Annotated in this window: 14 protein-coding genes; 10 read left to right on the plus strand and 4 right to left on the minus strand. The window is 48.2% G+C overall.

Annotated elements, in window-relative coordinates; all coding sequences use genetic code 11:
- Nucleotides 1-3 precede the first annotated feature (3 nt).
- The 5 genes from P40081_RS18590 (at nucleotide 4) to P40081_RS18610 (ending at nucleotide 6418) form a co-directional block, all read left to right on the plus strand.
- A complete protein-coding gene (locus P40081_RS18590) occupies nucleotides 4-1794 on the plus strand; it encodes a sensor histidine kinase (protein WP_042137543.1) in 1791 nt (596 codons plus the stop codon).
- A gap of 174 nt (nucleotides 1795-1968) precedes the next feature.
- The gene (locus P40081_RS18595; protein WP_042137544.1) at nucleotides 1969-3387 is read left to right on the plus strand and encodes an ABC transporter substrate-binding protein; all 1419 of its coding nucleotides are present in this window, start codon (nucleotides 1969-1971) and stop codon (nucleotides 3385-3387) included.
- 81 nt (nucleotides 3388-3468) lie between these two features.
- On the plus strand, nucleotides 3469-4404 hold the full coding sequence (locus P40081_RS18600) for a carbohydrate ABC transporter permease (RefSeq protein WP_042137545.1): 936 nt from the start codon (nucleotides 3469-3471) through the stop codon (nucleotides 4402-4404).
- Nucleotides 4401-5234, plus strand: a complete 834-nt coding sequence (locus P40081_RS18605; protein WP_042137546.1) for a carbohydrate ABC transporter permease — start codon at nucleotides 4401-4403, stop codon at nucleotides 5232-5234. The genes P40081_RS18600 and P40081_RS18605 overlap by 4 nt, the downstream gene beginning before the upstream one ends.
- A 26-nt stretch (nucleotides 5235-5260) precedes the next feature.
- Nucleotides 5261-6418 carry a glycoside hydrolase family 172 protein gene (locus tag P40081_RS18610; protein ID WP_042137548.1) on the plus strand — a complete coding sequence of 386 codons (1158 nt, stop codon included), beginning with the start codon at nucleotides 5261-5263 and terminating at the stop codon, nucleotides 6416-6418.
- A gap of 218 nt (nucleotides 6419-6636) precedes the next feature.
- Here P40081_RS18610 and P40081_RS18615 read toward each other — a convergent pair whose 3' ends face one another.
- On the minus strand, nucleotides 6637-8913 hold the full coding sequence (locus P40081_RS18615) for a hypothetical protein (protein ID WP_052421887.1): 2277 nt from the start codon (nucleotides 8911-8913) through the stop codon (nucleotides 6637-6639).
- 282 nt (nucleotides 8914-9195) lie between these two features.
- On the opposite strand from P40081_RS18615, the gene P40081_RS18620 reads away from it, so the two are divergent.
- Together P40081_RS18620 and P40081_RS18625 are read left to right on the plus strand one after the other, a co-directional pair.
- Nucleotides 9196-9663 carry a MarR family winged helix-turn-helix transcriptional regulator gene (locus P40081_RS18620; protein WP_042137550.1) on the plus strand — a complete coding sequence of 156 codons (468 nt, stop codon included), beginning with the start codon at nucleotides 9196-9198 and terminating at the stop codon, nucleotides 9661-9663.
- A 45-nt stretch (nucleotides 9664-9708) separates the two neighbouring features.
- Nucleotides 9709-10647: an NADP-dependent oxidoreductase gene (locus tag P40081_RS18625; RefSeq protein ID WP_052421888.1), complete on the plus strand. Its 939-nt coding sequence runs from the start codon at nucleotides 9709-9711 to the stop codon at nucleotides 10645-10647.
- Nucleotides 10648-10806: 159 nt separating this feature from the next.
- On the opposite strand, the gene P40081_RS18630 is transcribed toward P40081_RS18625, so the two are convergent.
- Entirely contained in the window at nucleotides 10807-11175 is a 369-nt protein-coding gene (locus tag P40081_RS18630; protein ID WP_081970015.1) for a winged helix-turn-helix transcriptional regulator, read from the minus strand.
- Between the two features lie 217 nt (nucleotides 11176-11392).
- On the opposite strand from P40081_RS18630, the gene P40081_RS18635 reads away from it, so the two are divergent.
- The 3 genes from P40081_RS18635 to P40081_RS18645 all read left to right on the plus strand — a co-directional run bounded on the left by P40081_RS18635 (nucleotide 11393) and on the right by P40081_RS18645 (nucleotide 13674).
- Entirely contained in the window at nucleotides 11393-12361 is a 969-nt protein-coding gene (locus P40081_RS18635; RefSeq protein WP_042137553.1) for an NAD(P)H-dependent flavin oxidoreductase, read from the plus strand.
- 102 nt (nucleotides 12362-12463) lie between these two features.
- Complete coding sequence (locus P40081_RS18640) at nucleotides 12464-12889, plus strand: MarR family winged helix-turn-helix transcriptional regulator (protein WP_042137556.1); 426 nt, start codon at nucleotides 12464-12466, stop codon at nucleotides 12887-12889.
- 53 nt (nucleotides 12890-12942) lie between these two features.
- Complete coding sequence (locus P40081_RS18645; protein WP_042137558.1) at nucleotides 12943-13674, plus strand: NADPH-dependent F420 reductase; 732 nt, start codon at nucleotides 12943-12945, stop codon at nucleotides 13672-13674.
- Between the two features lie 366 nt (nucleotides 13675-14040).
- Here P40081_RS18645 and P40081_RS18650 read toward each other — a convergent pair whose 3' ends face one another.
- Both P40081_RS18650 and P40081_RS18655 read right to left on the minus strand, forming a co-directional pair.
- Nucleotides 14041-14784, minus strand: coding sequence for a suppressor of fused domain protein (locus P40081_RS18650; protein ID WP_042137560.1), 744 nt, complete (start codon nucleotides 14782-14784; stop codon nucleotides 14041-14043).
- 281 nt (nucleotides 14785-15065) lie between these two features.
- Nucleotides 15066-15749: a Crp/Fnr family transcriptional regulator gene (locus P40081_RS18655; RefSeq protein ID WP_042137562.1), complete on the minus strand. Its 684-nt coding sequence runs from the start codon at nucleotides 15747-15749 to the stop codon at nucleotides 15066-15068.
- Between the last annotated feature and the right edge of the window lie 87 nt (nucleotides 15750-15836).

Here is a 15836-nt window from a genome sequence, read left to right on the forward strand (position 1 = left end):
ACTATGAGACTGAAGAATAAGCTGGTCTTATCTTATATAGTGCTGATTACGCTACCGCTCACCATCCTCGGCTTTGGTTACTATTATGCAAGCAAGGACATTATGCTGAAGCTGGCCCGAGACAACGTCAGTGAGATTGTACTTAAGAACAATCAGATCATCAACGATCGGCTGAAGATCATTCAGGACAACAGCTTATCCCTGATGGTGGAGTGTGAGCTGTACCAGATTTTTGATGAGCCAAGTCCGGCCGGGGGAGTGCAGCTGCTGGAGAACAATAAGAAGGTGACGGGGATTCTTGGCAGATACTTCTCGCAGTCGGCCGATCTGTATTCCACTGAACTGGTCACGCAAGGGTTCGTGTATGGCAGCAAAAGCAAGAATACCTATCCCCCGGACTACTTCTACACCTCCGAGCTGTACCGGCGCGCCGCTGAGGGGAAAGGGCGTATCGCCTGGGTGCCGACTTATGATTATACCCGGATGCATAATCTGCCTGAGCTCGCGGGAACAGATATTGATTACCGTTATATGTTCTCGGCAGTCCGGCAGATCAATCCCTCCTGTGTACGGAATGACGTCATTGTCCGGGCCGAAGGGGCGTCCGAGAAACCGGTGCTGGTGATGAATTTCAAGGAAGATGTGTATGCAGGTATCTTTAGGGACAGTATCCCCATTAAAGGTTCCGTATTCATGGTGGCCAGTGAGGACGGTACAATCATCTCCCATCAGGACAAGTCGCGCCTGGGGACCGTGGAATCCGCCGCCTGGCTGAAGGAGGTGCGCCGCGAGGGCAGCGGGACGGCATATGTAACTACCGGCGGGCAGCGGATGATCGCTTGCTTCGCTGTGTCCCCGGTGACTAACTGGCTGTCGGTTGTGCTGATTCCGCCCGGCGCATTGACCCATGATATTGCGGATACCATTCTGTTCTTTATTATTACACTGGGGGCTCCGCTGCTGGCTCTCTCGCTATTGTTCGCTTATCTGATCTCCGCACGTATCTCTTCTCCGGTAAGCAAGCTGCTGCTGGCCATCAAGCGGGTAGGCGGCGGTGATTTCAATGCGCAGATCAAGGTGGAGAGCAGAGATGAGCTGGGCCATGTATTGATGAAGTTCAACAGCATGAATGAGCGGGTCAGATCATTGATTGATGAGAATTATGTGGTCAAGCTGCGGGAGCGGGAGACGGAGATCCTCGCGCTGAATATTCAGCTCAATCCCCATTTTCTGTATAATACGCTGAATATTATAAATTGGATGGCTGTACACGGAGAGAAGGAGCAGGTTAGCCATATGCTGATCAGCCTGTCCCGTATGCTGCACTATACTACGGACAACCGGAGAGACCAAATGCTGCTTAGAGAGGATCTCGCCTGGCTGCAGGACTATATAGTAATTATGGCTAACCGTTTCGAACACCGGTTTCGTGTGGATTTCGATATTCAGCCTGAGCTGCTGGAGGTGAATGTACCGAAGCTGTTCCTTCAGCCCCTGCTGGAGAATGCCATCATTCACGGCTTCCGGAATATGGAGAGCGGCGGGCTGATCACCATCTACGGACAGCAACAGGGGAATACCATCCGGTTCTGTGTAGAAGATAACGGCAGCGGGATTGAGCCGGAGCGTATGGAACAGCTGCTGAAGGAGGAGAATGCCAATATAGGTCTGAAAAATGTGGATAAGCGGATTAAGCTGCTGTATGGCAATGAATATGGAATAGAGATTGAATCGGTCCCTGAATTCGGGACCCGCGTGAAGCTGGTCATACCGTATCCCGGCCCGCGTGAATAATGGCTGATATTCCAACCTTTCCCGCTGGCCAATGGCCTGCGGGGTTGTTTTTTATCATTGACCGTAAAATCGTACAGGAAACGAAAGATCGTACAATAGGCAACGGCAACAGCTACATTTACACTGTAATCAGCGACTGCAGCGCTTACATCCGAATTAAGGGGGATAAACAAAATGAGCAGGCACACTGGCAGAACCAAGCTGATGTTACTCTTCCTAATGATTGTTGCATTAATTGTAACCGCTTGCGGTAATGGCGGAAACCAAACAGATACGGCCAATTCAGGTTCAGGCAATACTCCCGCTACCGGAGAAGCAGGCACGGCCACCGGAGAGAAGGTGAAGCTGAAATTCACATTCTGGGGCAGTCCCCAGGAGAAGAAGGCGGTGGAGGACGCGATTAAGGCTTTTGAAGCCAAGAACCCTAACGTCACCATCGATTCCATCCATATCCCGGGCACAGACTTCTTACAGAAGCTGAATGCCATGATCGCCGGGAATGAAGCACCGGATCTAAGCTACTCGGCCGCCTGGAAGCTGAAGATGGGGGAAGAAGGATTGATCTATAATTTCTTCGATCTCATGAAGGATGACCCCAGCATTAAGAAGGAGGATTACCTTCAGTACGCCTGGTGGAACTGGGATACCGATAAAAGTGCGGGACCTTATCAAGCTTCGGTAGTCCCATCTCTGATGTACAATGCAGATCTGTTCAAAGAGGCGGGGGTTGAACTGCCGCCAACCAAAGCGGAAGAAGCCTGGCAATGGGATGAATTCGTGGAAACAGCCAAGAAGCTCACCCTTGACCGGAACGGCAAGCATCCGGATGATCCGGGATTTGATCCCAAGAACATCAAGCAATACGGTGTGAAGTACAGCCTCAGCTGGTTATCCTACATGCCGCTGGTTCTGTCTAACGGCGGCGACTATTTGACTGAGGACGGTGCGGAATTTGGGCTATCCAAGCCTGAAGCGACCGAAGCGATCCAGAAGATTGCTGACCTAATCAATATCCATCATGTTGCTCCTTCCCCGGTACAAGCCAGCAGCATTCCGGCACCGGCAACGGCGCTCCAATCCAGAAAGGTGGCAATGGTCATAGACGGAAGCTGGAACCATCTGGACCTGAGCAAGGCCAAGATCAACTGGGGCGTAGGTGTCCTGCCGGTGCTGAAGGACTATAAGACTTTCTTCCTTGGAGGCTCCCTGATTATATTCAAGAGTTCCAAGCATCCGAAGGAAGCCTGGGAGTTCTCCAAATTCCTGACGGATCCGCAGAATGTACTGGAGCTTCATCAGGGACTCTGGATGCCGCAGCTGAAGCAATGGTATGAAGATCCGAAGCTGGTGGACAGCTGGGCAAATGAAGAGCTTCCGGGCCGTCCGGCCGGTTTTCAGGATGCCGTTATGCGTTCCACCTACGAACATGCAGAGCCTTCAGCTGAGAATAATGTCCGAAACTTTGTAGAAATCGATGCTGCGGTAACAGCGGGGCTGGATCAGGTATGGCTCGGCACCAAAACGGCCGCAGAAGCGATGAACGAAGTGGAAGCCAAAATCAAGCCGCTTATACAAGGAACCTATTTGAAATAACGGACCTTGCCGGAAGGCGGATCTGCCGGATTCTTGGGGCACATCCGCTGCCGGCAATGCCCGAAGAGAGGAAACATGTGTATGGAACCCGTCTCTTCCCTGAGTGTAAACCGTGCAAAGACCAAGCGCAGTTCCTATAGGAATGAGCTGTATGGCATCTTGTTTGCCTTGCCGGCCATTCTTGGGCTGGTGATATTTACGCTGGGTCCCATGATCTACAGCCTGTATATGAGCTTCACCGACTATTCCGGGTCCAATTCCCCCTCCTTTATCGGACTGGATAATTACACCAGAATGTTTAGCGGGGAAGACCAGTATTTCTACAAGGCGCTCGGAGTTACCCTATATTTTGTCGTACTTAGTGTGCCCACCGGTATTATTTATTCCTTTCTCCTGGCCATTCTGCTGAACAGGAATATCAAAGGCAAAGCCATCTTCCGGACCGTCTTCTATCTGCCGTCGATCGTGCCGATCATCGCGATTTCGTTCATTTGGCTATGGCTCCTGAATCCCGATTTGGGGCTGGCCAACGAGCTGCTCCGCGCCATCGGCCTTCCCGGCAGCCAGTGGATTTTTGGAGAGAAATCTGTGGTCCCCTCACTGGCGCTAATGAACCTGTGGACAACGGGAGGGACAATGATTATTTTCCTGGCCGGATTGCAGGATATTCCCCGCTCGCTGTATGAAGCCATTGAGATAGACGGGGGCTCCAAGCTGAACAAGCTGCGGAATATTACCATCCCCATGATGACGCCGACGATCTTTTTCAACCTGATCATGGGGATCATTAACGGATTCCAGGTGTTCTCGCAAGCCTATGTCATGACTAACGGCGGACCCAACAATGCCAGCTTGTTCTATGTCTTCTATCTGTACCGGGAAGCCTTTCAGTTCTCGCGGATGGGAAGCGCAAGCGCCATTGCCTGGGTGCTGTTCATCATTATTATGCTGTTGACTTATACGGTCTTCAAGACATCAAGAAAATGGGTGTATTACGAGGGGGATGAAGCCCGATGAGGACAAAAGCATGGATGGAGAAGGGATTCGTGTATTTGGTGCTTTCAGCCGGGGGCCTCTTCAGTCTGCTGCCGCTGATCTGGCTCATCCGCAGCTCCCTGATGGATATGGGGCAAATTTTTGAGCTGCCGCCCATATGGATACCTAACCCCTTCCGGTTTAGCAATTTCAGTGAGGCGCTGACCATTCTGCCATTTGGACGTTATTTTATCAATACAACGATTATTGTCATATTCAGTATGCTGGGTGTCCTCGTGACATGCTCCATAAGCGCGTACAGCTTTGCACGGATGTCCTGGAGAGGACGCGATCTTATCTTTGGCCTGCTGTTATCCAGTATGATGCTGCCCTATGCGGTTACGCTGATTCCGACCTTCATCGGCTGGAGCAAGCTTGGATTAACCAATTCGTTCATTCCGCTGATTGCACCGGCCTGGTTCGGTGGAGGGGCGTTCAATATTTTCCTGCTGCGCCAGTTCTATCTGAGTATTCCCCGTGATCTGGACGAGGCGGCTTATGTGGACGGTGCCAGCCACGGGCGGATTTTCATCTCCATCATCATTCCTCTGACACGGCCCGCCCTGGTCGTTGTAGGACTGTTTACCTTTCTGGCTTCATGGAATGACTTTCTGGGGCCGCTGGTCTATTTGAACGATGAGTCCAAATATACACTGGCGCTTGGCCTGCAGCAATTCAAGGGCATGTACGCTGCGGAATGGCATTTGATGATGGCGGCAGCTACTGTAGTGCTGGCTCCGGCGATTATCGTCTTTTTTATCGGACAGAGGTACTTTATCGAAGGTATTACACTTACAGGCATCAAAGCCTAAACCTGCAGAAGGAGTGAGACAATAGGATGAATTCATTATATCAGCGCAAGGAAGGGCAGTCCCGCAGACTATCCAGTTGGGATCAGACCGGGGGCAACCGGGATTTCATCGTGATTGGAGCCGGCCAGACGGCAGCGATCGCAGAGATTGAAGGATCGGGCATCATTCAGCATATCTGGATGACGATCGCAGCCCGGAATAAATATGCTTTCCGCAAAGTGCTGGTGCGTATGTTTTGGGATGGAGAAGAAGAGCCTAGTGTAGATTCGCCGGTAGGCGATTTCTTCGGCGTAGGTCATGGGGTTGCCAGCCACTATGTCTCCATGCCGCTCAATATGATAACAACACAGGATGTCATTGAGGATAAGGCGGCGATGAACTGTTTTTTTGAGATGCCGTTCCGCAGCAGCGCACGCATTGAGATTATCAATGAATGCGAGGATGAGCTGGTATTGTACTTCTACGTTGACTATGTGGAGAAGCAGATTCCAGAGGACAGCTTCTACTTCCATGCTTCCTGGCGGAGGGAGAATCCTACACAGGGGACGGTCGATCTTGCGGCGTTGAAGCTGGAGCATGACGCGCAGGATAAGGCCAATTATGCCGACCAGAAAGTATATGAGCTAAAGAATCTGACGGGTGACGACAACTATGTGCTTATGGATGCGGTGGGAGAGGGGCATTATGTCGGCTGCAATCTCAGCATTGATCACCTGAATCCGATGCCGGGCTTCAGCTGGCCTGGAGAAGGGGATGACATGTTCTTCATCGACGGCGAGCCGTGGCCGCCCCGTCTGCATGGCACTGGTACGGAGGATTATTTCTGTGCAGCCTGGGGCTACCCGTCCGGTAAATACGACAGCCCGTATCACGGGATATCCCTGTATGCGCCCATCCGCGGCAACGGGGACGCATGGAGGGAGAGCAATACGATCCTGTTCAATGACTACTCCGGCAAAATTACGCAATACCGTTTCCATATTGTCGATCCGGTCATCTTCCGGGAGTCCCTTCGCTTCAGTATCGAACATGGTCACGGAAACTCCCAGTCCAATGATTATTCTTCGGTGGCCTACTGGTATCAGCGTGAGCCTCACAAAGCTTATCCGGAGATGCTGCCCGTAGCCCTTCGGCTGCCGCTGCCTGAGAAGGACAGCGCGAAGCAGTTCTTCCAGACTTTCTGATCCGGGGGATTGGCGCAGGACTGATCCGTGGTTCTCATATTCATAAAATAAGAGCATGTTTCCAGATGATGGAGATGTGCTCTTGTTTTATGTGCCCGGCGTGGCCTCGTTCTATAACACAAAAAGCCCGTACAGGCAGGATTTAAGATTCTCCTGCCTGTACGAGCACCTACATAAATCGCACTAATGCGGTTAAACCATGTAATCGAAATCCTTGCTTAGCGTAATGCGAAGGTGATTGAACATCCCGGATCAAGGAGCTGCTTGAAGAGACGTGAGTCCGGACGGGCCGGCAATTCTTCATGCACATTAAGCTCATCTTGTCCATTGCTTGCTGAAGCCATGAGTTTACCGGCATTGTCATGCCGAAGCTCGGTAATTACGGTAATCGTCACTGGGCAAAGATTCAGGATCGTTGCCTGCACGGAATCATCAGTTTTCCGGTAGGCTACACTGAAATATCCGCTGCCCAGCTTGACCTTATCCCAGGTGAAAGAGCTGCTTGGACTGAAGGGCCGGAAGGACAGCTGCCGGGAAGGGGCATCATAAGCGAGACCCAGAATGTCGGAGACAAAGAGCCCGGCATAAACGCCGGAGGCCCAGCCGCACTTCCCGCAGTTATTGTGACGGACTACATCCCCATAAGCGGCTCCGTTGTTGTAAGGCCACCACCAAAGCGAGCCGTCGGCATCGGTCAATTGGCGTATCCGGGTCAAATACCCGTCTTCACCAGACAGTGAGGCGGAGTCTGTAATCATGCCCATGCCGTTCATATACCCGGGGAAGGTACAGGCAGAATGGTCTCCCCACTGTATCCCCCTGGATTCAGGGTTATATGTTGGATTATGCGGGCTTAATGAGAACTGCATGTAATGCTTGTAGGTCTCATTGTCATATGAAGTGTACCCGTACAGCGGCATCAGAATGGTATCTGATTCCTCACCATCGTGATGCAGCAGGTTGACTTGCCCCTCTTCAACCAGATTCCAAATAAACTGCATGCCGAAATCCTTATATTTACCGTTGTATTTCTCTATGCTGTTTGTAAGCTTGTTGCCGTACCTGCTGATTCCCTCTGTATATTGACGGCCGAAGGGGCCTTGGGCAGTAGCCAGCTGTTCCAAATCTTCCCGGATTCTTCCGGCAATGGTCCGGTAGCGTTCTGCTCCCGCCGTGTCACTGAAGACCTCATCCACAATCCGGGAATAATGATAAAGAGCGGTCCAGGCAATCACATTGGAGCCTGTATGATAATCTCCCAGTGAATAGGCATCGGAGAGCCATACTGAAGGGTAGAGCCAGGGTTCATCTTCCTTACGGGTCAGCAGCAGTTCCTCCAGGAGATTACAGATCGACTCGTGAATCTCGGGATGGTCCAGAAACAGCTGTTTGTCACCTGTACTCCGGTAGTAGAGACCCGCCATGACAACAGAAGATAAGGAATTACTGAGAGAGTGGGTAATTCCCCCTTCATAACGGTTACCGGGCGGGCGAACTCCATGCTTCAGGAACCATAACATTCCCTGCCGGAATAACTCTGGCTCTGCTGTGTGAAAGGGAAGCAGGGAGTAGTACATATCCTTGTTCCAGGTGAACTGTGTTGTGGGTGACGTGCCCCAATTGGCACCAGCAAGAGTGTCCTGGCTGTCCATGGCAAGGGAGCCCATGCACTGGAGAAGGGCTCGTTCATAGAACTCCGCCGCGAACGGATCCTCGTCCATTTTCAGCTGACCGGTGATGCCCCGTAAATAGGCCCAGGTTTCATTAAGCCAGTAGAGTGTGCCTTTCTCATCGACAAGCCGTGGACAGGGATCACCAGCCGGATAGATGATAGCGGGCACCCAGCAGGTCTGACCCGGGGCCAGTACAACAGACACGATGCCATCACTGTCTGCCTGATGGCCGAGCACCTGTACACAGAAATCCGGACCGGAGAATAACTGGTCCGGCAGGGTGTCGGCGGAAGGCAGCGTAACTTCACCTGTTAGGGTCTGGCTGGATTGATTCTCCAGCAACAGCCCGTAGACCAGTCCGCGCAGCCGTTTCGAGCCGTCCGCCGACGTTGGAGCATAGACGAGAAGAGTGGCTTTGGCGGCTTCCAGCTGATATTCAGTGACCGGAAACAGATTATCGAGCAGAGAAGTGACATAAGGCAGATCATCGCTGCCCAAATTATAGTATTTCCCGCCGAGCTCCACCTTGTAGGCGTAAGGTCCGGCTTCCCTGAAATCCTTGCACATCCAAACGCCGGGAATATTATCACTGTAATAGCTGCCGCTATACACCGTGACATTTTTTATGGAGCCGTTCATGTGAACGTTCACCAGTGTTTTATTGTTCCCGGTATCAAAAGTTAACTCTGGGTCAGGCAGCTTGCGGCCGAAGAAGCTCACCGGATCATTAGCCGTATACTTGCCGTCCTGATAGACAACGCCGAAATAGAGGCTTCTGGGCTGAGAAAGGGCCTCACTGAAAGTGGTGAAGGGATGCGGCATGGGTATTCTCCTTTGCATTAGTGAAGTAGCGGCCTGCAGTGCCTTTCTTTATTATTCAAGAAGCTTGGGAAGAAAACTATAGGAGAAGCTTTGGATTTCAGGAGAATTTATAGCGCTTTCAACAGGATGAGGATTTGATAAATATGACCTCGAAATAAATACGGAAGAGATAAATCCAACAGAATGTGCCGAGTCCGGCTCATTTATGTTGACGGCAACATATTTAAATGTTACTGTAGGTGTACAGATATGTTGACGACCACATAAAAGGAGATGACTTTATTGAAGCCTAGTGACAACAGCGAAACCATTGAGGATGAAATCGGCGCAGTCACGCATTTCCCCGTGAATTTCTCGATCTTCAGTCTGGCTCGTTCCCATCACCGGATTGCGGGACAACTGCTTCGGGAAGCAGGCTTATACCCGGGCCAGGAACTGGTGCTGATGCAATTATGGCACCGGGACAGTCAATCTCAGAATGATCTCACAAAATCGTTGCGGCTTGATCACTCTACCATAGCGAAGTCCGTCCGCCGTTTGGAAGCTGCGGGTCTCGTCAGCTGCAGCCGTTCCGAAGTGGATAAACGGGTAACCATAGTATCACTCACCCAAGAAGGGCGTGATATAGAAACCAGAGTCGATCAGGCTTGGCGCAAGCTGGAGGAGATTACAACGGAACATCTGAATGCTGAAGAAAAAGTACAGTTTGCAGCTTTGGCCAAAAAAATAGCTGCAAATCTGGAAAAATAAATGAAAGTAAACCAAACCATGGATTATATAGGAGGAGAGATAAATATGTCGAAAAAATCTATGCAAGCTGTTCTGGTCAACGAATACGGGGATCCAAATGTTTTGAAGGCAGTCACCATTGATCGCCCTCAACCGCAAGCGGATGAAGTCCTGGTTCGCATCGTGTATGCTACGGTCATTCCGCTTGATTTTAAAATTCGTAAGGGTTGGCTTCAAAATGTATTTCCTGTAACCTTTCCCTACATCCCTGGTTTCTACGCTTCAGGAGTTGTCGAAGAGGTGGGGCATATGATAACGGAATTTAAGCCCGGTGACCGCGTTTTTGGCGGCATCAAAGGCGCTTATGCAGAATATGGAGTTGCGAAGGAACAAGAATTAATGGCGATGCCGGAAAGTCTCACTTTTGAGGATGCTGCAACGATCAAAGCAGGAGCAGAAAGCGCCTGGAAGGCCTTGTTCACTGAAGGTGAGCTCCAGTCAGGGCAAACCCTTCTCCTCCATGCGGCAGCAGGGGGTGTTGGACAGTTTGCAGTTCAGTTGGCTAAATGGAAAGGGGCAACCGTGATCGCTACGGCTTCTTCCTCTAACGTGGACTTCGTAAAATCGTTGGGGGCTGATCAGGTCATCGATTATACCACAACAAAATTCGAAGATATCGCAAAGGACGTAGATCTGGTGGTTGATTCCGTTGGCGGCGAGACAGAATCGAGATCCTGGACGGTTCTAAAAAAAGACGGAATCCTGGTTTCTTTAACTCAAGATCCCTCCCAAGAAAACGCTGAAAAATATGGCGTTACAGCTAAGTTCAATACCAAATTCCCTAACCGGGAAGACTTGCAGCATCTAACGAGATTAATTGCCGAAGGTATGATTAAAGCGGAGATTGATTCCATATTCCCGTTAAGCCAAGCGGATCAAGCACTGGAGAAGAGCGAAGCCAGACATGGACGTGGAAGAATTTTGCTGAAAATCAGCTCCATCTAACAAACCCCGGCCGATCCTAATTATGATGCAGATCAACACACCTTCAAGAGAATGGAACCCTGTCCAGTCGTAAGAAAGGGAGATAATCTTGGAGGTTTTTGGTTTGGATTGCGCGATTTTATGTGCTGGCTGAATAGGGGGGAGCCTTTACCTTTACCCTTATCCTTCATCTAATTCAGGCTTCTCCCCATATTCTTTACCGAATTCCTCCATCTTCTTTAGGACAGGCAACAGCTTGTTTCCTTTCTCTGTCAGCGAATATTCGACCCGTGGCGGAACTTCAGGATACACATCGCGCAGAATAATTCCGTCGTCCTCGAGCTCCTTGAGCTGCTTGGTGAGCGAGCCTTGCGACAAGCCTCCCAGGAATTTTTTGATCTCGGTAAACCGGCGTCTTTCCCCTTCCAGATACCAGATAATGAAATATTTCCATCGCCCCGAAAGTACATTTTGCGTAAAGGCTATTGCATACATATCTCTTTTTTCATCAATAAACTCTTTTTCAAATCCTTCATTACATACCCGCATGATATCGCTCCCAGTCTAAAAGTACAAAAATATGTACTACGTTCATTTAAATTGCCTTCTTCGCAAATGAAACATATGGACGTATGATATTGCCAAGGCTGCTAACGGATACAAATATTATTAGCAAGCTAATGATTATTGTAACATAACCCGTAGAGGAGACCAATTAAGCTGTACAGTATTGCGACTATAGGGTGCTAAAGAGAGGACAATATTAATGAACAATCGTGTAGCAGAGATTCTTGGAATTGAAAAACCCATCTTACAAGGACCAATGAGTTGGATTACGAATGCTGAATTTGTTGCTGCCGTGAGTAATGCGGGAGGGTTAGGGATTCTTGGTCCTAATGCCGGCCAAACGACAATAACAACCTCACCGGAGGAAACCGCGGAACGTATGCGCCGTGAGATCCGGAAGACAAAGGAACTGACGGATAAACCATTTGGTACAACTTTAATTACTGATGCTGATATGAAGTTCACTTGGCCCATTTTGGAAGTTGTCATTGAAGAAGGTGTGCAAGTTATTCTTCTTAATGGTGTTGAAGGAACGTTAACTGAAAAGATCATTACCCCATTGAAGGAAGCGGGCATTAAGATTGTTTACCGTCCTTTAACTCCAACGATCGAAGATGCAAAGACTGCTCAAGCTATGGGTGTTGATGTTTATGTTGCTACCGGTTTTGATGAGGGTGGAACATTGCCGACAAGTATTATCGGTACGTTTACAATAACGCCTATAATCGTTGATGTGCTTGATATTCCAGTAATCGCTGCTGGTGGAATTGGTGATGCTCGCGGTGTTGCAAGTGCCTTTGAATTAGGGGCAGAAGGTGTCTTTTTAGGAAGCCGTTTTATTCCTACTGTTGAAAACCCCGCAGCACAATCAGTAAAGCAAAGGATAGTGGATTCATCTGCAGCAGATTTGTTGTTGTACCGTACTTTACCTGCTTACTACCGTTCGTTGCCTACACCGTTTGCTGAAAAATTGGTGGCTATGGATAACCAGGGCGCATCTCGTGAAGAAATTGCTAAGGTAGGGGGTAGCTCTAGTGTAATCCGTATCGGTATGCTTGAAGGTATTGGCGAAGGTGGTATTATCACTGTGGGTACTGGAATTACGCCAATCACAAAGATCCAAACGGTACAAGAAGTGGTTGATGAGCTGGCAGCTGGTATCAAGTAAAATATAGGCCATCCAGGTAAAGCTCCGTTCACCGGTGGACACCTCAATTTCATCATGTTATAGTTAGTTCGCTAAAAATACTTTACAAGTTGAGGGTAAACTATGAATGATACAGTAGATTGTGATATCCGTCAGTCGCTAGACCGGATTTCTTCCCAAATGCGCCGGGATTACAGTGAATCTCTAAGAGAACTTAACCTTTATGTTGGCCAGGATAATTTGCTGTATCGCTTGTGGTTAGGCGATGGGATTACACAAATGCAAATAAGCGAACATCTGAAATGTGAGCCGCCTACGGTTACCAATATGGTTAAGTCACTGGAGCAAAACGGATTCATATACCGCAAGCGTGATGAACAAGATGCAAGGGTTATGCGCATTTTTTTAACAGATAAGGGAAAAGAGTTAGAACAACCGATTGAAGTCAAGTGGAAGCAGCAGCAAGAGAAATTACTGAAATCAATTTTACCCGAAGAGCGCTTACTGTTAAGGCGGCTTTTGAAGGAGATGGAGAGTAACTTATTCTAAGTTCTCTCTTGCTCATATTTAGCATGCTAACTAATATATAGGGAGAAATGAAAATGAGATTTGGAATTATAGGTGCAGGACCCATCGCGTCGAATATCTCCAAAAAATTAATTGAGAATGGACATGATGTCAAAATTGCAGATGCTCGCGGGATAGAACGGCTAGAAGGAAAAGAACTTGCGGGTACACCAGTGAGTGTAGATGAAGTAATAACAAACATTGCTGTTCTAGTCATATCGATCCCTTTCCACGCACTGCCAAGCATTCGCAGCATTGTAGATAAAGTTGGGGAGGAAGTAGTCGTTATTGACACTTCAAATTATTATCCGGGTAGAGACAATAAAATTGCAGAAATTGAGAATGGGTTGGTTGAAAGTGTTTGGGTATCCAATCAGTTAGGGAGACCTATCACTAAAGCTTTTAACAATTTATTAGCATATACGTTGGAATATAAAGGAGCTCCCGAAGGTACCAGTGGACGACTTGCCATAGCGATTGCCGGTGATAACCAGTCGCATAAACAAATAACCATGAACGTAGTCAATGAGCTCGGCTTCGACTCTGTAGATAGCGGATCCTTAAGTGATTCGTGGCGACAACAGCCAGGAACCCCTGCGTACTGCACAGAACTTACCAAAGAGGAACTAACCGAAGCATTAAAAAAAGCAAATAAAGAAAAAGCCCCATTCCTTCGCGATAAAGTGATAGAGAAGTTAACGGCAGCTACTGGAGGATATTCGCACCAAGAAATTGTGAACTTGAATAGAGAGATATATAACTCCTAAGTTAAATTTCGAGTATCTAATGAATATAAAAAAACAACTCCTGGTGAGTTGTTTTTTTTATGGAAGAGCAGGGGCTTTGTCGATCAATAAATTTCTTTGAACTATCTGTGGTGGTGTCGATGGACAAGAACATGGTACTATTGCCGATTAGATAATCATCTTAAACTAAGCCAAACGCGTAGAAGAGTTGATCAAAGGAGTTAGTGAGCTAGGGTAGAAGTCGAATATCTTTAGAGGAGAGATACTTTTCAGTCACTGAGTAACGGAAATCGAAAAGGGGCGGTTTCTTATGAACAGAGCATTGCCGGAAGTCCAATTTTACCGCCGTGACTGCTCTGATACTTTCAAATCCGTTAATCCAGGCAGTTATTTACAAGCATTGGGTCTATTCGGATTCAGAACGAGGAAATCACCGGGAAGCTCGGACAGCTTGGCAACCAGTTCATCCATACCTGACTCCAGTTTGAATTCCATTTCCTCCCGGTATAGCGGAACCAGGAAATAAACCTGAACCTGATTGCCATCTTTCGTATGGACTGTGCTAACCTCTTCCGGCAGAGCAAACAGGATCGCGCCGGACAGCTCAGTGTTAGGCGTATATGGCTCGTAATCCTCCGTATTGGGGATGGTATGGCCGTATCCAAGCCACGTCTGATACATATGCGGGAACCGGGCAAGCATCTTCATCAGCCGGATCGGCCAGTAGTTCTCCTCCTCTTCAAAATCCTTCTGCGTAAGCGGCCAGTCCGCCGGCAAAAACATCATCAGCTCCGCGCGTTCAAGATGCTTGTACTCTATACGGATCTCCTGTGGGAGTGTCATCGGCAGATCGCTCATCCCATTGGTGTACAGCACTCGGTATGGCTCATCAGGTGTAGCTTCCATAATGTTCACATCAATATGTACGATGTCTGAAATCAGTTCATGGAACACGCCGGTTTCTCGGTTTGGAAAGACTTTATTAAAATGTTCGTTTAATTCTTCCATGTACAAAATTTCGGAGGGAGGCGTAACCTGCCGCTCATCCGGAGCGTCATAGCCATAAATTGTGGTACCGTCTTCCGATTTGCTCATTTCATTGCCGCCAAACAGTTTTTTGAAAAAGTTCATGTCTTTGTGCTCCTCTGTGCGGGTTTTGTATTAAATGCGAAATGAAGGATGCTGCGATTAAATTCCTGATTCTAGATGGTTTGAAACCTCACTTGGAAGTATAACAAAAGGATAGCCCCGGAGCGATGGGTCTATCGATTCGAATAACCAGGGATATACATGCAAAAATGGGATATTTGCACTTGAGCAGGAGGCCGTAAATCTCGATTGCGCGTGAACGGGAGGTCTTTAGGTCCACAACTGCAGGCTTATGCGGCCGATGAATCTCCTTTGCTTGCCGGTTAGTGAAAATCTTTTTCTACTGCTTTTTGCAATAGCTTAAATTCGTTTCTATAAAAGTCAATCAAGCCGTCCCGCTTCATCCATGCAAGTTCTCTGGATAAAGCACTTCTATCTACATCTAAATACTCGGCCATCGCTTCTCTATCAAAAGGAATAGTAAAAGTTTCTGTTCCAGTTTCACGCATAACTCTTGTTAAATAAGTTAAGACCTTATCCCGAATAGTAGGCATAATCAGACAATCATTTCGGTCATGCAGTTCTAACGCTCGTTCTGCGATACTATCAAAAAGATTGCCAAGTAATTGTTCGTGTGCCATACACAACTTCGTACAACGGCTCAATATGCTTTGGATAGGAATAAACAGAACTTCAAGTGGTTCTATTGCCTGTACTGACATAGGGCATCTTCTTCCACGGCTAGCTGCTGTTAAAACTGCGGTATACCCACCCGGATAATGGAGGGATACAATAATTTTTTTTCCCGTGACGCTCAATTTCGTACTTTGAGCGCTACCCTGCAATATGATGCCGACATCATCCACTAAATCGCCCTCACAGACAACCATCTCATCTTTTGCATATTCTTTCCGTGTGGCTGAAAGACATTTAAGCATTTGGGGAATATCATTTGTGGAAATCCCTGAAAATAAACGTGATTGACATAGTGAATCTAAGTTGTTCATGAGAGGCTCCTCGTTGCATGTGCAACATATTTTTTCTTTTTACTATACTATATTAATCATAAATACAATAGAAGTTAGTCACCTTTT

The organism is Paenibacillus sp. FSL P4-0081 (genome assembly GCF_000758565.1).
GTDB lineage: Bacteria > Bacillota > Bacilli > Paenibacillales > Paenibacillaceae > Paenibacillus_AQ > Paenibacillus_AQ phytohabitans.